17 protein-coding genes are annotated in these 18840 nt (G+C 71.2%); 14 read left to right on the top strand and 3 right to left on the bottom strand.

What is annotated here, in order from left to right; genetic code table 11:
- Positions 1 to 7 precede the first annotated feature (7 nt).
- From BW982_RS05040 to BW982_RS05000, 9 genes are all read left to right on the top strand, one after another.
- Positions 8 to 1672 (top strand): arginine--tRNA ligase, encoded by a 1665-nt coding sequence (locus BW982_RS05040; protein WP_076490936.1) that lies wholly within the window; start codon positions 8 to 10, stop codon positions 1670 to 1672.
- A 2-nt stretch (positions 1673 to 1674) separates the two neighbouring features.
- Entirely contained in the window at positions 1675 to 2445 is a 771-nt protein-coding gene (locus BW982_RS05035; RefSeq protein WP_076490935.1) for an LmeA family phospholipid-binding protein, read from the top strand.
- Positions 2446 to 2592: 147 nt separating this feature from the next.
- On the top strand, positions 2593 to 4023 hold the full coding sequence (gene lysA / locus BW982_RS05030) for a diaminopimelate decarboxylase (RefSeq protein WP_076490934.1): 1431 nt from the start codon (positions 2593 to 2595) through the stop codon (positions 4021 to 4023).
- Positions 4020 to 5351 (top strand): homoserine dehydrogenase, encoded by a 1332-nt coding sequence (locus BW982_RS05025; RefSeq protein WP_076490933.1) that lies wholly within the window; start codon positions 4020 to 4022, stop codon positions 5349 to 5351. Before lysA ends, BW982_RS05025 begins: the two co-directional genes overlap by 4 nt.
- Position 5352: 1 nt before the next feature.
- Positions 5353 to 6435, top strand: coding sequence for a threonine synthase (thrC, locus tag BW982_RS05020; RefSeq protein ID WP_076490932.1), 1083 nt, complete (start codon positions 5353 to 5355; stop codon positions 6433 to 6435).
- Entirely contained in the window at positions 6432 to 7364 is a 933-nt protein-coding gene (gene thrB / locus BW982_RS05015; protein WP_076490931.1) for a homoserine kinase, read from the top strand. The genes thrC and thrB overlap by 4 nt, the downstream gene beginning before the upstream one ends.
- Before the next feature lie 152 nt (positions 7365 to 7516).
- Positions 7517 to 9586 (top strand): transcription termination factor Rho, encoded by a 2070-nt coding sequence (gene rho / locus BW982_RS05010; protein ID WP_076490930.1) that lies wholly within the window; start codon positions 7517 to 7519, stop codon positions 9584 to 9586.
- 18 nt (positions 9587 to 9604) lie between these two features.
- Entirely contained in the window at positions 9605 to 10681 is a 1077-nt protein-coding gene (gene prfA, locus BW982_RS05005; protein WP_076491883.1) for a peptide chain release factor 1, read from the top strand.
- Between the two features lie 209 nt (positions 10682 to 10890).
- Positions 10891 to 11838, top strand: coding sequence for an endonuclease domain-containing protein (locus BW982_RS05000; RefSeq protein ID WP_076490929.1), 948 nt, complete (start codon positions 10891 to 10893; stop codon positions 11836 to 11838).
- A 119-nt stretch (positions 11839 to 11957) separates the two neighbouring features.
- On the opposite strand, the gene BW982_RS04995 is transcribed toward BW982_RS05000, so the two are convergent.
- On the bottom strand, positions 11958 to 13361 hold the full coding sequence (locus BW982_RS04995; RefSeq protein ID WP_076490928.1) for an amidase: 1404 nt from the start codon (positions 13359 to 13361) through the stop codon (positions 11958 to 11960).
- A gap of 39 nt (positions 13362 to 13400) precedes the next feature.
- On the opposite strand from BW982_RS04995, the gene BW982_RS04990 reads away from it, so the two are divergent.
- Positions 13401 to 13805, top strand: coding sequence for a phage holin family protein (locus BW982_RS04990; protein ID WP_076490927.1), 405 nt, complete (start codon positions 13401 to 13403; stop codon positions 13803 to 13805).
- Positions 13806 to 13811: 6 nt separating this feature from the next.
- On the opposite strand, the gene epsC is transcribed toward BW982_RS04990, so the two are convergent.
- Both epsC and cysK read right to left on the bottom strand, forming a co-directional pair.
- Positions 13812 to 14381 (bottom strand): serine O-acetyltransferase EpsC, encoded by a 570-nt coding sequence (epsC, locus tag BW982_RS04985; protein ID WP_076490926.1) that lies wholly within the window; start codon positions 14379 to 14381, stop codon positions 13812 to 13814.
- A gap of 1 nt (position 14382) precedes the next feature.
- The gene (cysK, locus tag BW982_RS04980; RefSeq protein ID WP_076490925.1) at positions 14383 to 15321 is read right to left on the bottom strand and encodes a cysteine synthase A; all 939 of its coding nucleotides are present in this window, start codon (positions 15319 to 15321) and stop codon (positions 14383 to 14385) included.
- Between the two features lie 99 nt (positions 15322 to 15420).
- On the opposite strand from cysK, the gene prmC reads away from it, so the two are divergent.
- Genes prmC through BW982_RS04960 form a run of 4 tightly spaced genes read left to right on the top strand, consistent with a single transcriptional unit; the run spans position 15421 to position 18742 of the window.
- Entirely contained in the window at positions 15421 to 16305 is an 885-nt protein-coding gene (gene prmC, locus BW982_RS04975) for a peptide chain release factor N(5)-glutamine methyltransferase (protein ID WP_076490924.1), read from the top strand.
- 39 nt (positions 16306 to 16344) lie between these two features.
- Positions 16345 to 17085 carry an L-threonylcarbamoyladenylate synthase gene (locus BW982_RS04970; protein ID WP_076490923.1) on the top strand — a complete coding sequence of 247 codons (741 nt, stop codon included), beginning with the start codon at positions 16345 to 16347 and terminating at the stop codon, positions 17083 to 17085.
- Entirely contained in the window at positions 17082 to 18257 is a 1176-nt protein-coding gene (locus tag BW982_RS04965; protein WP_076490922.1) for an MraY family glycosyltransferase, read from the top strand. The genes BW982_RS04970 and BW982_RS04965 overlap by 4 nt, the downstream gene beginning before the upstream one ends.
- A complete protein-coding gene (locus BW982_RS04960) occupies positions 18254 to 18742 on the top strand; it encodes a Cg1360 family ATP-synthase-associated protein (RefSeq protein ID WP_076490921.1) in 489 nt (162 codons plus the stop codon). The genes BW982_RS04965 and BW982_RS04960 overlap by 4 nt, the downstream gene beginning before the upstream one ends.
- Positions 18743 to 18840: the final 98 nt, after the last annotated feature.

Below are 18840 nucleotides of genomic sequence, written 5' to 3'. Positions count from 1 at the left end.
CAGGGTTATGGATCCCGCAGCCCTCTCCGCCACCCTGCTCGCCGTCATCGCCCCGCTCGCGGAGGCGCGACGTGAGGGTTCGTCCGCGGGGATCACCGCTGCCGACCTCCCTCTCGAGCGGCCGAAGAACCGTGACCACGGTGACTGGGCGTCCAACGCGGCCCTGAAGCTGTCGAAGGTCGTCGGTGCCCACCCGCGCGAGTTCGCCGCCGAGATCGCGGCGGGCCTCGGGAGTGTCGACGGCATCGCGAGCGTCGAGGTCGCCGGACCCGGGTTCATCAACATCCGCCTGGATGCCGCCGCGGCAGGCGCCCTCGCGAAGACGATCGTCGAGCAGGGTGCGGCGTTCGGCACGAACGACTCGCAGCGCGGCAACACGATCAACCTCGAGTTCGTGAGCGCGAACCCGACGGGGCCGCTGCACATCGGCCACACGCGCTGGGCGGCCCTGGGCGACGCGATCGCCCGCGTGCTGCTGGCCAGCGGGGCCACGCTCGTGCGGGAGTTCTACATCAACGACGCGGGCGCCCAGATGGAGCGCTTCGGCCGTTCGGTCGTCGCCGCGCTCCACGGCGAGCCCACCCCCGACGACGGCTACGGCGGCGCGTACATCGCCGACCTCGCCGAGCGGGTGGCGGCCGCGCGCGCCGACATCCGCGAGCTCGACCGCGCCGAGCAGATCGCGGTCGCGACCGAACTGGCCTACGGGTTCCAGCTCGGCGAGATCCAGGCCTCGCTCGAGCGCTTCAACGTGCACTTCGACGTGTGGTTCTCGGAGCGCACGCTCCACGCACGCGCGGACGGTCGGCCGAGCCTCGTCGACGAGGCCGTCGACCGCCTCCGCGAGCAGGGACACGTCTTCGACGACGAGGGCGCCGTCTGGGTGCGCACGACCGACTTCGGCGACGACAAAGACCGCGTGATCCGTCGGTCGAACGGCGAGTACACCTACTTCGCCGCGGATGCCGCGTACTACCTCAACAAGGGCGACCGCGGTTTCGCGCACAAGATCTACCTCCTCGGTGCCGACCATCACGGCTACGTCCACCGCCTGAAGGCGCTCGCGGGCGCCGCCGGCGACGACCCCGAGAAGGACATCGAGGTGCTCATCGGGCAGCTCGTGTCCATCAACGGCGCCAAGCTGTCCAAGCGCGCGGGCAACATCATCGAGCTCGACGACCTGCAGGAATGGCTCGGAACCGACGCGCTGCGGTACTCGCTCGCACGGTACCCCGCCGATTCGCCCCTGACGCTCGACCCCGAGATCCTGCAGAAGCGGACCAACGACAACCCCGTCTTCTACGTGCAGTACGCCCACGCGCGCACCCACAACGTCGCGCGCAACGCCGCCGACTCGGGCGTCGACCGGTCGGAGTTCGCTCCCGAGCTGCTCGCGCACGAGACCGAGTCCGCTCTGCTCGGCGCGCTGCAGGAGTATCCGCGCGTGGTGGCCTACGCCGCCGAGGTCCGCGAGCCGCACCGAGTCGCCCGCTACCTCGAGGAGCTCGCGGGCCTCTACCACCGGTGGTACGACAACTGCCGCGTGATCCCGCTCGGCGAGGCCCCGGTCGAATCCGTGCACCGCACCCGTCTCTGGCTGAACGACGCGACCGGTCAGGTGCTGCGCAACGGTCTCGACCTGTTGGGTGTCGGCGCTCCGGAGCGCATGTAGCCATGGTGGATGCCACGCGCCCCCGCCGACGCGGCGGACGCACGATCGCGGTCGTGACGATCATCGTCGTCGTGATCGCGGGTCTGCTGGTGGCGGCGGAGGCCATCGCGCGATCGGCGGTCGCGAGCACCGTGCGGTCGCTCGTCGTGCAACAGGTCGGCCTCTCCGCCGACCAGCAGGTCGACGTCGAGGTACCCGGCATCGTGCTGCCCCAGTTGTTGAAGGGCCGCCTCGACCAGGTGGTGGTCTCCGCGGCCGACGTGGCGCTCGGCCCGCTGAACGGCGACGTCCGCGTCGACCTGCAGGACGTTCCCGTCGCGGGCGACGCTCCGGCGGCCGGGGGATCGGCCTCCGTGCGCCTGAACCCCGATCAGCTGCGTGGCCTCCTCGCGCAGATCCCCGACTTCCCGGCCGACACGGTCGACACCGCCGCACCGGACGTGACGCTGTCGACGCAGTTCTCGGTGTTCGGCGTGTCGATCCCGGTGGGGATCTCCGCCACCCCCGGGGCGGCCGACGGTGACCTCACGCTGACACCCACGTCGTTCGACCTCGGGGGCAACCGTCTCGACGCCGACGCCCTGCGCGGGCAGCTCGGCGGCGTCGCGGACGCGGCGCTGAAGACGTGGAGCCTGTGCATCGCCGACCGCCTTCCCGCCGGTCTGACGCTGGATTCGGTGAGCGTCCAGGGGCAGGACGTGGTGGCGACCTTCGCCATCGACGGTCGACTGCTCAGCGATCCGGCGCTGCAGCAGAACGGCACCTGCGGCTGACCCGGTCGGCCCGGCCGCACCGCATGGGACGGGGGCGGCATATGCCGTGCCCTAGACTGCAAGGACTGCCCGTCGCGTGACGCCCCGCGGGGGCAGGAGCCGTGATCCGCGGCCGTCGCGTCGCCGCAAAACCCGATTGGTTCCTCCGTGTCCGCCTCGCACTCCGCGCTCGTGCCCGAGTGGCTCACCGCCCCGGCCGAAGCGAACGAGCTCGTCGCCTCCGTCTGGCCCTCGTCGGCCCACCGCGTCGATGACGGCTCCGTCGAGATCGGCGGGGTGTCGGTGTTCGATCTACGCGACCGTTTCGGAACGCCGCTGTACGTCCTCGACGAGGACGAGGTCCGCGCGCACGCCCGTCGCGCCCGCGCCGCGTTCTCCGCGGCGGCTGAGCGCCATGGCATCCGGTCCCGCGTCTACTACGCGGGCAAGGCCTTCCTGTCCACCGAGGTCGTGCGCTGGGTGACCGACGAGGGTCTCGCGGTCGACGTGTGCACGCGCGGAGAGCTCGAGGTCGCGCTCGCCGCCGGCGCGGACCCCGCGCGCCTGGGATTCCACGGCAACAACAAGAGCGTCGCCGAGCTCGAGCGCGCCGTCGAGGTCGGCATCGGCTCGGTCGTCGTCGACAGCCCCGTCGAGATCGAGCGTCTCGCCGCGATCGCGGAGCGCCGCGGTGCGGTCCAGTCGGTGCTGGTGCGTGTGCGCACCGGAGTCCATGCCGAGACGCACGCGTTCCTCGCCACCGCCCACGAAGACCAGAAGTTCGGCTTCTCGCTCGAGGTGGCGGCCGAGGCCGTCGCTCGGATCCGCGAGCTGACGAGCCTCCGTTTCGTCGGCTTGCACGCTCACATCGGTTCGCAGATCTTCGACTCCTCCGGCTTCCGTGAGTCGGCCGCCCGTCTGGTCGACCTGCACGCCGAACTCCTCGCCGGGGGAGAGATCCCCGTGCTCAACGTCGGCGGCGGCTTCGGCATCTCGTACACCTCGGTCGACGACCCCCGTCCCATCGAGGAGATCGCCGACGGCATCCTCGACGCCATCGCCGACGAGTGCGCCGTGCGCGGCATCGACATGCCCGACGTCGCGTGCGAGCCCGGCCGGGTCATCGTCGGGCAGGCGGGCGTCACGCTCTACGAAGTCGGGACCGTGAAGAAGGTCACCGTCGGGGATGATCTCGAGCGCACCTACGTCAGCGTCGACGGCGGCATGAGCGACAACGCGCGTCCCGCCCTCTACGGCGCCGACTTCTCGGCCCGGATCGTGTCGCGGACGAGCGCCGCGGCCCCCGCTCTCTCGCGGGTCGTGGGACACCACTGCGAGTCGGGGGACATCGTCGTGGATGCCGAGTACCTTCCGTCCGACGTCGTTCCTGGAGATCTCCTCGCGGTTCCGGCGACCGGCGCCTACTGCTTCTCCCTCGCGAGCAACTACAACTACACGCCCCGCCCGCCGGTCGTGGCCGTCCGGGACGGGCGGGCCCGCGTGATCGTCCGCGGCGAGACCATCGACGATCTGCTCGCCCGCGACGTCGGCGTCGCGGCATCCTCCTCGACCGCCACACCCCACGGAGACACCGAATGACCGACTACCGCACGCTGCGCGTCGCGCTGCTGGGCGCCGGTGCCGTCGGCTCGCAGGTCGCCGACCTGCTGCTCAAGCACCGAGCCGAACTCGCCGACCGCGCCGGGGCGAACCTCGAGCTCGCCGGCATCGCCGTCCGGAATCTCGACGGCAAGCGCGACACCGACCTGCCCCGCGAGCTGTTCACGACCGACGCCGAGACCCTCATCAACGGCTCCGACATCGTCATCGAGCTGATGGGGGGCATCGAGCCGGCACGCAGCCAGGTGCTGCAGGCCATCAACTCGGGCGCCGATGTCGTCACCGCCAACAAGGCGCTGCTGGCCACGCACGGCTCGGAGATCTTCGAGGCCGCCGACCAGGTCGGCGCCGAGGTCTACTACGAGGCCGCCGCCGCGGGCGCGATCCCGATCATCCGGCCGCTGCGCGACTCGCTCGCCGGTGACCGGGTCGTGCGCATCATGGGCATCGTCAACGGCACGACGAACTACATCCTCGACCGTATGGACACCGAGGGCGCCGACTTCGGTGACGTCCTCGCCCAGGCCCAGGCCCTCGGCTACGCCGAGGCCGACCCCACCGCCGACGTCGAGGGCTACGACGCCGCGCAGAAGGCCGCGATCCTGGCGAGCCTGGCGTTCCACACGACGGTCCCGCTGGATGCCGTGCACCGTGAGGGCATCACGCAGATCGACGCCGCGATGATCGAGTCCGCACGCCACGCCGGCTACGTGATCAAGCTCCTCGCCGTGTGCGAGCGTCTGGCCGCGGGCGAGGGCGAGTCGACCGAGTCGATCTCGGTGCGCGTCTACCCGGCGCTGGTCGACCGGACGCACCCCCTGGCCAGCGTCCACGGCGCCAACAACGCCGTGTTCGTGCAGGCCGAGGCCGCCGGAGACCTCATGTTCTACGGTGCGGGCGCCGGCGGCGTGCAGACCGCGTCGGCGGTCCTCGGCGACGTCGTCTCGGCCGCCCGTCGGCACATCGCCGGGGGAGTGGGCGTCGGCGAGTCCACGCGCGCCAACCTCCCGACGGTGCCGATCGGCCGCGTCATCACGCGGTACCAGATCACGCTCGAGGTGAACGACCAGCCGGGCGTGCTCGCCACGGTCGCCGGCATCCTCAGCGAGGGTCGGGTGTCGATCGCGACCGTCGAGCAGACCACCATCGAATCGGATGCCGAGAACCCCGCCGCCGGTGGTTCTGCGCGTCTGGTCATCGGAACACATCAGGCCCGTGAGCAAGATCTGAGCGAGACCGTCGAGCGTCTCGCCGCGAGCGGCGTCGTCGAGCGCGTGGTCTCCGTACTGCGTGTGGAAGGGAACTGACATGGCACACGTCTGGCGCGGAGTCCTCCGCGAGTACGCCGACCGTCTGGGGGTCACCGACGCCTCCACCGTCGTGACGCTGGGCGAGGGCGGCACCCCCCTCATCCCCGCTCCGGCTCTGTCGCGCCGCACGGGTGCGGACGTGTGGGTGAAGTTCGAGGGCATGAACCCCACCGGCTCGTTCAAGGACCGCGGCATGACGGTGGCGCTCTCGCGCGCCGTCGAGCACGGCGCGAAGGCCGTCATCTGCGCGTCGACCGGCAACACCTCGGCGTCGGCCGCGGCCTACGCCGCCCACGCCGGGATCACCGCTGCGGTGCTCGTGCCCGAGGGCAAGATCGCGATGGGCAAGCTCAGCCAGGCCGTCGCGCACAACGGTCGCCTCATCCAGATCCGCGGCAACTTCGACGACTGCCTCGAAATCGCGCGCGAGCTCGCCGACCACTACCCGGTGCACCTGGTCAACTCGGTCAACCCCGACCGCATCGAGGGACAGAAGACCGCCGCGTACGAGGTCGTCGAGCAGCTCGGCGACGCTCCCGACTTCCACTTCATCCCCGTCGGCAACGCCGGCAACTACACCGCCTACTCGCGCGGTTACCGCGAAGAGGCCGACCGCGGCGTGTCCACGCGCGTCCCGCGCATGTTCGGCTTCCAGGCCGCCGGTTCCGCGCCGCTCGTGCGCGGCGAGGTCGTGAAGAACCCCGAGACCATCGCCAGCGCGATCCGCATCGGCAACCCCGCCTCCTGGCACCTCGCCCTCGAGGCCCGGGATGCCACCGACGGTTGGTTCGGCGCGATCGAGGATGCCGGCATCCTCGAGGCCCAGAAGATCCTCGCCGGCGAGGTGGGCGTCTTCGTCGAGCCCGCCTCGGCGATCAGCGTCGCAGGCCTGCTGGACCGCGCCGAGGCCGGCATCGTGCCCGCGGGCGCCAAGGTCGTGCTGACCGTCACCGGCCACGGCCTGAAGGACCCGCAGTGGGCTCTGCGCAAGGCCGACGGCACCGACGTGCAGCCCACCGTCGTCGATGCCACCACCTCGGAGGTCGCCTCGGTCCTCGACCTGAAGCCGGTGGCCGAGTGACGACAGCCCTCGGACGCCGGGTCGCGGTCCGCGTCCCGGCGACCAGCGCCAATCTCGGTCCGGGGTTCGACACGCTCGGGCTGGCGTTGAGCGTCTACGACGAGCTCACAGTGGAGGCGCTCGAGCCGGGGCGCCTCGAGATCGAGGTCTCCGGTGAAGGGACGGCCGACGTCCCGCGTGACGCGTCGCACCTGGTGGTGCGTGCGATCGCGCACACGTACGCCTCGGTGGGGCGCGAGCTCCCCGGCCTGCGTCTCGTCGCGCACAACGTCATCCCGCACGGGCGCGGCATGGGCTCGTCGGGTGCGGCGGTCGTCGCCGGCATCCTGGCCGCGAAGGGCCTGCTCGACGGCGAGGTCGCTTTCAGCGACGTCGACCTGCTGCGCCTGGCGACCGAGATGGAGGGTCATCCCGACAACGTCGCCCCGGGGCTGTTCGGCGGCCTCACGATCGCGTGGATGGATGCCACCGGCCCCCAGCACAAGCAGCTCATCGTGCACCGCGGTGTCTCGCCGCTGGTGCTGGTGCCGGGATTCACGATGTCGACCGCCGTCGCCCGGAGCCTGCAGCCCCTGCAGGTGCCGCGCGAGGACGCCGTCTTCAACGTCTCACGCTCGGCGCTGCTGATCGCGGCGATGACTCAGAGCCCCGAGCTGCTGATGGCGGCCACCGAAGACAAACTGCACCAGAACTACCGCGCTCAGGCGATGCCCGAGACCGACCGTCTCGTGCGGGCGCTCCGGGCAGAGGGGTACGCGGCGGTCGTGTCGGGCGCGGGGCCGAGCGTGCTCGTGCTCGCGGACGGCCCGGGTCAACGCGTCGCGGCTGCAGACCTCACCTCATCGATCGTCGACACCCCGTGGCAGGCGCTCATGCTCGCCGTCGACGTCAAGGGTGGTACAGTGAAGCCCGCAGAGGGTTCCGCCTAGCACGCGAATCTGAGCCTCTGCACCACCTGCGAAATCCGCAACACATCGCGAACCCGGTCTCGGCTGCAGTCTCCCGAACCGCTGGTGTCTCTTCGTCTGCGATCTGCATGGCGAAGCGCGATCTGATCACGTTTCATTTCTGAGGAGCACTCGTGGAGTCCATCTCCGAGACCCAGCCCGTCGACGCGCCCGAGGGCGCGGACATCACGCCCGAGGAGCAGTCCGCCGCTCCCGCCGACGAGACGCTGTTCGACACGCCCGCCGACACGGAGGGCGAGGAAGCCCCCGCCGACCCCGCCCCCGAGGGGGAGCCCGCGGCGGAGGAGCCCGCCCCGGTCGCCGACGAGGCATCGGTCGATGCCCCGGCTGAGGCCGCGGCCGAGGAGTCGGCGCCCGCGGACGAGCCGACGCCTGCCGTCGAGCCGGCCGCCGAAGAGGCCGCCGCCGCACCGGCCGAGGAGCCGGCCGCCGAAGAGGCGCCCGCCAAGCCCGCTCGCGCCCCCCGCAAGCGCGCCCCGCGTCGGGCGAAGAGCGCCCCCGCCGACGAGACGCCGGCCGAGGAGGCGGCGGCACCCGCCGAGGTCGCCGCACCCGAGGCGGCCGTGGACGCCGCGCCCGAGGCTTCGGCCGAGCCCGTCGCGGCCCCCGCCGACGAGACCCCCGCCGTCGCGGCTGAGACCCCCGAGGCCGGCGCGGACGCGCCCGCCGTGGACGCGGCCGAGCCGAAGACCGAGACCGCCGAGGGCGAGGCGAGCGCCGAGGCCGTGGCATCCGCCCCCGACGGCGAGTCGAGCGAGGAGTCCACCGAGACGCCGTCGCGCAGCCGCAGCCGGAGCCGATCGCGCAACCGCAACCGCAACAAGGCCGAGAACGCCGACGGCGCCGCCCCCGCGGCGAACACGCCGGCCGCCGCCGAAGAGGCCGAGACGCCCGCGGAGAACGGCTCGCAGGCCCCGCAGCAGAACCCGGCGAACAGCCGCAACCGCCAGCGCAACAAGCGCCGCGGCCAGGGCACCACGGGCGACGAGTTCGAGGGCGAGATCGGTGAGGACGACGTCCTGATCCCGATCGCGGGCATCCTCGACGTCCTCGACAACTACGCGTTCGTCCGCACGACGGGCTACCTGCCCGGCCCGAGCGACGTGTACGTGTCGCTCGGCCAGGTGAAGAAGTACAACCTGCGCAAGGGTGACGCCGTCGTCGGCTCGATCAAGCAGCCGCGTGAGAACGAGCAGTCCAGCCGCCAGAAGTACAACGCCCTGGTCAAGGTCGACTCCATCAACGGCCTTTCCGTCGACGACGCCGCCGGTCGCGTCGAGTTCGGCAAGCTCACCCCGCTGTACCCGCAGGAGCGCCTGCGTATGGAGACGGCGCCCGAGAAGCTCACGCAGCGTCTCATCGACCTGGTCGCCCCGGTCGGCAAGGGCCAGCGCGGTCTGATCGTGGCGCCCCCGAAGGCGGGCAAGACGATCGTGCTGCAGCAGATCGCGAACGCGATCGCGCACAACAACCCCGAGGTCCACCTCATGGTCGTGCTCGTCGACGAGCGCCCCGAAGAGGTCACCGACATGCAGCGCACGGTCAAGGGCGAGGTCATCGCCTCGACCTTCGACCGTCCCGCCGAAGACCACACCACGGTCGCCGAGCTCGCCATCGAGCGTGCCAAGCGTCTCGTCGAGCTCGGTCGCGACGTGGTCGTGCTGCTCGACTCGATCACGCGCCTCGGCCGTGCGTACAACCTGTCGGCACCCACGTCCGGCCGCGTGCTCACCGGTGGGGTCGACGCGTCGGCGCTGTACCCGCCCAAGCGCTTCTTCGGCGCCGCGCGCAACATCGAGAACGGTGGATCGCTCACGATCCTGGCGACCGCGCTGGTCGAGACCGGCTCGAAGATGGACGACGTGATCTTCGAGGAGTTCAAGGGCACCGGCAACAGCGAGTTGCGCCTGAGCCGTCAGCTCGCCGACAAGCGGATCTTCCCCGCGGTCGACGTCAACGCGTCCTCGACCCGTCGCGAAGAGATGCTGCTCTCGCCCGACGAGGTCAAGATCACCTGGAAGCTGCGTCGTGCCCTCGCGGGCCTCGACCCGCAGCAGGCCCTCGAGGTCGTGCTCGGCAAGCTCAAGGAGACGCAGTCCAACGTCGAGTTCCTCGTCCAGATGCAGAAGTCGATCCCGGCTCCCGCGCGCGGAGACAACGGGCACGACAACGGCATCCGCTGAGCCGTGTCGGATTCCGGCATCCTCGAGTCCGTCCGCGGACTGCTCGACGAGCACCGGCAGGTCGAGCTCGAGCTGAACGACCCCGCCGTGCACGCCGATGCCGCGCGTGCGAAGCGGGTCAACCGGCGCTACGCCGAGCTGAACCGCATCGTGCACGCCTACGAGGCGTGGCGCTCGGCGGCGGACGACCTGGATGCCGCGCGCGAACTCGCCCGCGAGGACGAGGCTTTCGCCGAAGAGGTGCCCGCGCTCGAGCAGCGTCTGGATGAGAGTCAGGAGCGGCTGCGCCGCCTGCTGATCCCGCGCGACCCGGACGACGCCCGCGACGTGATCATGGAGATCAAGGCGGGCGAGGGGGGTGCGGAGAGCGCGCTGTTCGCGGCCGACCTCCTGCGCATGTACCTCCAGTACGCGGCATCCATGGGCTGGAAGACGGAGCTGCTCGAGCGCAACGAGTCCGACCTGGGCGGGTACAAGGACGTCCAGGTGGCGATCAAGGGCTCCTCGAGCGACCCCGCGCAGGGTGTGTGGGCGCACCTGAAGTACGAGGGCGGCGTCCATCGCGTGCAGCGTGTGCCCGCCACCGAGTCCCAGGGGCGCATCCACACCTCCACGACCGGTGTGCTGGTCTTCCCCGAGGTCGACGAGCCCGAAGAGGTCGCGATCGACCCGAACGACCTCAAGATCGACGTGTTCCGCTCGTCGGGCCCCGGCGGTCAGTCGGTCAACACGACCGACTCGGCCGTGCGCATCACGCACGTGCCCACCGGCATCGTCGTGTCGATGCAGAACGAGAAGTCGCAGCTGCAGAACCGCGAGGCCGGTATGCGCGTGCTGCGCGCCCGGCTGCTCGCCAAGCAGCAGGAGGAACGCGACGCCGTCGCCGCCGACGCGCGACGCTCGCAGATCCGCGGCATGGATCGTTCCGAGCGCATCCGCACCTACAACTTCCCCGAGAACCGCATCGCGGATCACCGCACCGGGTACAAGGCCTACAACCTGGATCAGGTGATGGACGGCGCCCTCGGCCCGATCATCGAGTCGGCGATCACCGCCGACGAGGAAGCGCGTCTCGCCGCTCTCTCCGCCGAGTAACCCCCCTCGTCTCGCGCCCCCTCGCCCGCCACCGGCGCGCTCGCGTGCCGCTGACTTCGGAGAATCGTACGTCGTGTCCCTCGCCCGGCGTACGTTTCCCCGAAATCAACGGCGCGCGGGCAGCCCGCGTCGAGCGGGCCGCGGCGAGCGGGCCACGGGGCTGTGGACAACGCCGGCGGCGGGATGCCGAGGGTCGGCAGGATGTCGGGATGACATCGAGCTCGGCGCGCGCGTTCACGACGGGGGGTGCGCTGCGCGGTGGTGCCTCGCGACGCTTCATCGACTCGGAGCAGTGGCATCGGCCGTTCCGCGGTGTGCGCATGCCCCTGCCGCCTGAGAGCAGCGAAAGCCATCCCGCCGCGCAACGCGAGCGACGGATTCTCGTGAACGCCGAGGCCTACCGTGCGATCATCGGCCCCGGGGTGTTCTTCTCGCACAGTACGGCCGCGCTCCTCTGGGGCGTTCCCCTGCCGCCGTTGCCGGACGATGTCATCCATGTCTCGGTCCTCGCCCCGTCGTGCGCACCGGAAGGGCGCGGCGTGCACGGACACCAGCTCAAGCCGCACGGGGTCACCACCGTCACCACCACAGACGGAGTGACCCTCACCGATCCGGCAACGACGTGGGCGCTCTTGGGTACGCTCCTCCGGCACCCCTACGACCTCGTCGCTGCGGCCGACGCGCTGGTCACGGGTGAGCGCATTGCGGGTCCACGCGGGCGCGTCGTCCGTGAGCCCCTCGCGACGATCGAGCAGCTCCAGGCCGCTCTCGACGCGGCGCACAAACGGCGCGGTATCGTCGCGCTGCGGGATGCTCTTCCTCGTGTCCGCCGCGGCGCCGCGTCCCGCACCGAGTCGTGGACACGTCTCACACTGGTCGACGCGGGCCTCCCCGAACCCGCCCTGAATCACGACGTCCATGACGTCGACGGCTTCGTCGCCTGCGTCGACCTGGCTTATCCGGATCTGCGTGTGGGCGTCGAGTACGAGGGCGACCATCACCGCACGGATGCCGCGCAGTGGCAACGCGATCTCGAACGGTACGAACGCCTCACAGCGGCCGGCTGGCGCATCGTTCGGGTGACTCGGGACACGCTCTTCCACCGCCCCGACCTGCTGGTGAGGCTGGTGCGGGAAGCACTCTCCCGCCTCCGCTGACTTCGGGCGTATGTACGGGAGCTCTCGGTGCTCACGTACGTTTCTCCGAAGTCAGCGGTCAGGCACCCCACAGCGTCCAGGCACCCCACAGCGTCCAGGGGTCAGGTGTCCCACCCCGGTCACGCGTCCCACACCGGCGGGTGCGGGAGGGGGCCACGGCGATCCTCGAGTACCGCCCCGAGCGCGAGCAGGGTCGCCTCGCCGCCGGGACGGCCGATCACCTGCACCGAGACCGGGTGTCCGTTCGCGTCGGTGGTCACGGGGAGCGTGAGAGCGGGGAGCCCCGCCACGTTGACGAAGCTCGAGTACGGTGCGTACTCGACCTGCATCGCGAAGGTCCGCTCGGGATCGTGGCCGGCGTAGGCGCCCACGGGCTGCGGCGCCTTGGCGAGGGCGGGAGTCAGCACCGCGTCGAAAGCCGCGAAGTCGGTGATCGTCCGCCGTTCGAACGCGCGCGCCTCGGCGAGGCCACCGAGGAGATCCCTCGCGGACAGCGCGCGGCCCTCCTCGACCAGCCAGGCGGTGAGCGGTTCGACCAGCGCCATGTCCTCCGCGCTCAACGGGATGCGCGCGGCGCTCGCGCGCCAGAGCACGCGGAACAGAGCGGCGTAGCCCACCGGATGCCAGTCTGCATCCGCCACGTCGTGTCCGGCGTCGTCCAGCCAGGCGGCCGCGGTTTCGAACGCCGCCCGCGCGGCCGGATCGAGCACGATGTCCTCGTCGTCGTCCCACGGCGACACGGTCGTCACACCGATCCGGAGAGCCCCCGACCCGGCGCGGGCGGCGCGGACGAAGGGACCCTGCCCGGGGGCCGCGGTCGCGTAGGTGAACGGCGCGAGTCCCGCCAGCGCGTCCAGCAGCAGGCCCGCGTCCTCGACGCTCCGGGCGAGCGGGCCCGTGACCGACAGTCCGTCGGGGGAGTCGAAGCCCGAGCCGATCGGCAGTCGCCCCCGCGAGGGTTTGAGCCCCACGACGCCGACGGTCGCTGCGGGAATGCGGATGGAGCCGCCGCCGTCGGATCCGACCGCGGCCGGGAGCAGCCCCGCCGCGACGGCGACGGCCGCACCGCCGCTCGAGCCGCCGGCGCCGTTCCCGGTGCTCCAGGGGTCTCGCGCGGGGGCATGGATGAGCGGTTCGGTGAAGCCGGTGAGACCGAACTCGGAGGTGCTGGTCTTGCCGAGGCTGACCGCTCCCGCGGCATCCATCGCCTCGGCGAGGGCGTCCGACGTCGACGGCACGTGATCGACGCGGGCGCGGGATCCGTAGCGGGTGGGCACGCCCGCCCGCGCGACGAGGTCCTTCTCCGCCGACGGCACGCCCCAGAGCGCACCGTCGGGTCCTCCCGCTTCGAGCGCGGCGGCCCGCCGGAGAGCAGACTCGCCGGTCACCTCGGCGAAGGCGCCGAGATCGGCGGCGTGGGCGATGCGATCGAGGTAGTGCGAGGCCAGTTCGACCGGCCCGATGGCGCCCTGCTGCAGCCCCGAGACCTGCGCGACGAGGGACAGATCGTGCGGACGGGTCATTCTCCGAGCCTAGGCCCGACGCTCCGATAGCCTCACAGCATGAAGACCCGGTTGCTGCGCGTGCTCGTCTATCTCGCCTCCGCGGCGGCGGGACTCGTGCTCGCCGACCTGTTCGTCGCCGGGTTCCGGATCTCCTGGCTCGACTGGTGGGGCTTCCTCGTGGCCATCGTCGTCTTCGCGATCGTGCAGAGCCTCGCGACGCCCCTCGCCACGAAGCTCGCGACCAAGCGGGCGCCCCTGCTGCTGGGGGGCATCGGGATCATCGCCACGTTCGTCTCGCTCGTCGTCGTGGCGGTGCTGCCGTCGGCGGGAGTCCGCATCACGACGGTCGGCGCGTGGGTTCTGGCCCCGCTCGTGGTCTGGATCGTCTCGGCCGTGGTCACCTGGGTGCTCACGGTCGTGCTCATCGACCGGCCCGCGCGGGCCGCCGCGAAGAAGCGCTGACGCGGATCAGATCCAGTATTCGGGGGCGGTGAGCAGCGCTCGGGTGTCGTCGCTCGAGCGGCGGGCCCGCGCCTTGGCCGGAACCCCGACGAGCACGCTCTCGGGCGCCGCGTCGCGGGTGACCACCGCGTTCGCGCCGACCAGGCTGTGGGCGCCGATCGTGATGGGGCCGAGGATCTTCGCCCCGGCACCCACGGCCACCCCGTCGTGCAGGGTCGGGTGGCGCTTGCCGCCCTCGCGCTGACGCCCCCCGAGGGTGACGCCGTGGTAGAGCATGACGTCGTCGCCGACCTCCGCCGTCTCGCCGATCACGACGCCCATGCCGTGGTCGATGAAGAAGCGGCGACCGATCGTCGCGCCGGGGTGGATCTCGATGCCCGTGAGCCAGCGCGTGACCTGCGAGATCGCCCGCGCCGGGAATCGCAGGCCGCGCTGCCACAGACGGTGTGCCACGCGGTACGACCACACGGCGTGCAGACCGGGGTAGAGCAGCGCGATCTCGAGACCGCCGCGGGCGGCGGGGTCGCGGAACTTCGCCGCGGCGACGTCCTCGCGAAGGCGGGAGACGACTCCCACGTCAGTTGTCGCGCAGGTCTTCGTACAGCGCGGTGGAGAGGTAGCGCTCGCCGTACGACGGGATGATCACGACGATGTTCTTCCCCTCGGCCTCGGGGCGGCGCGCGATCTCGAGTGCGGCCCAGATGGCGGCGCCCGAGGACATGCCCACCAGGATGCCGTCCTTGGCCGCCGTCTCGCGCGCCAGGCGGATCGCGTCGTCGAACTCGACGTCGATGACCTCGTCGATGATGTCGCGGTCGAGGATCGCCGGGACGAAGTTCGGGCCGATGCCCTGGATCTTGTGGGGCCCGGGGTGGCCCTTGGTGAGGATGGGGGAGTCCGCCGGCTCGACCGCGACGACCTTCACGCCCGGGACGCGCTCCTTGAGCACCTGACCGACACCGGTGATGGTGCCGCCCGTGCCGATGCCGGCCACGAAGTAGTCGACCTTGCCGTCGGTGTCGCGCAGGATCTCCTCGGCGGTGGTCTTGCGGTGGATGGCCGGGTTCGCCTCGTTCTCGAACTGGCGGGCCCAGACGGCACCGGGGGTCTCGGCGACGATGCGCTTGGCCTCTTCGACGGCGAACGACATTCCCTTGGTGGGGTCGGTGAGCACGAGTTCCGCACCGAAGGCCCGGAGCAGCACGCGGCGCTCCTTCGACATGGACGCGGGCATCGTGAGGATGACCTTGTACCCGCGGGCAGCGCCCACCATCGCCAGGGCGATGCCGGTGTTGCCGCTCGTGGACTCGACCAGAGTGCCGCCCGGCTTCAGCTCACCCGACGCCTCGGCGGCGTCGACGATGGCGATGCCGAGGCGGTCCTTCACGCTCGAGGCGGGGTTGTAGAACTCGAGCTTGGCCAGGATCTGGCCCCCGGCGCCCTCCGCAACACGGTTGAGGCGCACCAGCGGGGTGTCGCCGAACGCGGAGGTGATGTCGGAGTGGATGCCGGGCATGGCTCGCCTTTCGCCGTCGGTCGGATCGCGACAATCCTAGGTGAGCGGAGACCCCCGGCGTCCGTGTGTGACGGCGCGCGACTAGGCTCGGGAGCCGTCATGCCCGAGCCCGTACCCTCCGCCCCGTCCACCGTCGCCGACGTCGTCCGCGCCACCGCTGCGCGCTTCGCCTCCGCGGGCATCCCCGACCCTCACGTGGATGCCGAGCTCCTCGTCGCGCACGTCCTGTCGACGTCGCGCGGGGGAGTCCAGGCCGCGGCCGTCCGCGGCGACCGTCTGGCCGCCGAGTCCCAGGCGGCCCTCGCCCCGCTGGTGGACCGGCGATGCTCGCGTGAGCCGCTGCAGCACCTGACCGGGCTCGCGCCGTTCCGCTCGATGGAGCTCGCCGTCGGACCGGGGGTGTTCGTGCCGCGGCCCGAGACCGAGATGGTGGCGCAGCTCGCCATCGACGCGCTGCGCGCGGCGGCATCCGCCTCCCCGGTCGCGGTGGACCTCGGCACCGGGAGCGGAGCGATCGCGCTCGCCCTGGCGACGGAGGTCCCGCACGCGCGCGTGTTCGCCGCGGAGAACTCCGTCGACGCGTTCATCTGGACGAAGGAGAACCTCGCCCGCATCGGCGCGCCGAACCTGACCCTCGCGTTCATCGACCTCGCCGAGGCGTTCCCGGAACTCGACGGAACGGTCTCGGTGGTGGCATCCAACCCTCCCTACGTGCCGGACGACGCGATCCCGCGCGATCCCGAGGTGCGGCTGTACGACCCGCCGGCGGCGCTCTACGGAGGACCGGACGGTCTGGATGCCGTGCGCGTGCTCAGCCGCGTGGGCCTGCGTCTCGCGCACGCCGGCGGCACGATCGTCATCGAGCACGGCGAGTGGCAGGGGGCCGCGATCCGCGAGATCCTCACGGCGGACGGGTGGCGGTCCGCGGCGACCCATCCCGACCTCACGACGCGGGATCGCGCCACGACCGCTCTCCGACCCTGACCGTGAACCGGTCCGGGCGTCGGTAGACTGTCGCCCGACATGTCACCCGTCTACGACTGCCGTGACGAGTCGCAGCTGCTCTCCGGAATGCGCCACGCGCGTCAGGCGATCGGCCGAGGCGAACTCGTCGTGCTCCCCACCGACACCGTCTACGGCATCGCCGCGGACGCGTTCAACGCGCGTGCCGTCGCGGGCCTCCTCGAGGCGAAGGGCCGCGGGCGTCAGCAGCCGCCGCCGGTGCTCGTCCCGGGCGTCGGCACCCTGCGCGCCCTGGTCGCGGAGGTCCCCGCCGCCGTCGACGACCTCGTGCACGCCTTCTGGCCCGGCGGGTTGACGATCGTCCTGCCCGCGCAGCCGTCGCTCTCGTGGGACCTCGGCGACACGCACGGCACTGTCGCGGTCCGCATGCCCGCGCAGAACCTCACGCTGGAGCTGCTCGAAGAGACCGGTCCGCTCGCGGTGTCCAGCGCCAATCGCACCGGCATGCCCGCCGCGGTCAGCATCGACGAGGCGCGCGACATGCTCGGCGACAGCGTCGCGGTCTATCTCGACGCCGGTCCGAGCGAGTGGGGCTTCGCCTCGACGATCGTGGATGCCACGTCCCTCGTCGGCGGATCCGAGCCCCTGGTCCGCGTGCTCCGCGAGGGCACGATCTCCCGGGCGCGTCTGCGCGAGGTCCTCGGCGACGTGCTCGAGCCGGATCCCGAGGAGCGTCCCGCCGGAGACGCCGCGTCGTCGGAGCCGGAGACCACCCCGGATGCCGAGGCGCCCGGTCCGTGACCCAGTACCTCCTCACCATCCTGTTCACGGCGGCGGTGACCCTCGCGCTGTCGTGGGTGGTGTGGAAGTTCGCTCTGCGGTTCCGCCTGTATCCCGGCATCCGGGATCGCGACGTGCACACGACGCCTACCCCGCGACTCGGGGGTGTGGCGATGTTCCTCGGCGTCGTCGCCGCCTTCGCGCTGTCGAGCCGGAACCCGTACTTCGCGATCTTCTGGACCGATCCGGTGCCGGTGCTGTCGCTGCTGGGCGCGGTGCTGCTCATCGTGGTCGTCGGAGTCGTCGACGACCTGTGGGACCTCGACTGGATGATCAAACTCGGCGCGCAGTTCATCGCTGCGGGCATCATCGCGTGGTTCGGGCAACTGCAGATCCTTTCGCTGCCGATGGGCGCCCTCACCGTCGGGTCGAGCTGGGTGAGCTTCCTCCTCACCGTCTTCGCCCTGGTCGTGGTCATGAACGCCGTCAACTTCATCGACGGCCTGAACGGTCTGGTGGCGGGAGTCTGCCTCATCGCCAACGGCGTGTTCTTCGCCTACTCGTACCTGCTCGTCCGCGACACCGGGGCGAGCACCTACTTCAACCTGGCATCCTTCATCGCCGCCGTCCTCGTCGGCGCATGCCTCGGATTCCTGCCGATGAACTGGACGCCGGCGAAGCTGTTCATGGGCGACTCCGGAGCGCTCATGCTCGGTCTGCTGATGGCCAGTTCCGCGGTCGCCATCACGGGGCAGCTCGACCCGGCCGTGCTCGATCCGGAGCAGCTCGGACGCTCTCAGCTGCTCGGTGCGTTCATCCCGATCCTCCTGCCCGTGGTGATCGTGCTGCTGCCGCTGCTCGACTTCGGGCTCGCCGTGATCCGGCGCCAGTGGGCCGGGCGCTCCCCGTTCTCACCCGATCGCAAGCATCTCCACCACCGCATGCTCGACATGGGACACAGCGACCGCGATGCGGTGCTGATCTTCTATGCCTGGACGGCCGTGGTGAGCCTGTCGTTCCTCCTGATGTACATCGGCACGCAGCAGAGCTGGCCGGGCGACTACTGGATCGGCATCGGTTTCGGCGCCCTCGGCGTCACGGCCTGCATCGTGTTGACCCTGCTTCCCTCTCACCGCCTCCTGCGTCGGCGCTCCCGCCGCGCGCAGCCCGCTTCCCCGGAGACTTCCTCATGAGCACCGCTTCCCCCGCCGCACGTCGACCGCTCTCGAGCACGCCGATCCTTCGCACGGCGTTGGCCTGGGGCGGCATCGTCACCGCGGTCCTGCTCGTCGTCGGCGCCGTGGTGGGCTTCGCCGTGGCCGGCGCCGGGGGACTGGGCAGTGCTCTGGCGGGCGTGGCGGTGAGCGCCGTCTTCCTCGCGGTGACGGCTTCGAGCATCCTCATCGCCAACCGGTGGTTCGGCGACCCGCTCTACGTGCCGATCTTCTTCGGCATCGTGCTGGGCGGGTGGCTGCTCAAGCTGGTGCTGTTCATCGTCGCGATCGTGATCCTGCGCGGCCAGGGCTGGGTCGACCCGGTGGTGTTCTACGTCGCGCTGGTCGTCAGCGTCATGGCCTCGCTCGCGGTCGATGTCGTGGTGCTGCTGCGTCTGCGCGTGCCCAGTGCGAGCGACGTGACGCTGCCGACGGATCCCGACGAAGGCGACCGCCGCGCCTGAGGGGCCCTATAACCCGAGGTTCGCGGACGGCGGGCACGATAGTCCGTCGGCGAGACGAACGATCGACCCGCACTCATGGATCAGCCGGGAGTTTGATA

The organism is Microbacterium sp. RURRCA19A, assembly GCF_900156455.1.
Lineage (GTDB): Bacteria > Actinomycetota > Actinomycetes > Actinomycetales > Microbacteriaceae > Microbacterium.
This window is presented reverse-complemented; position numbering and strand designations above follow the sequence as displayed.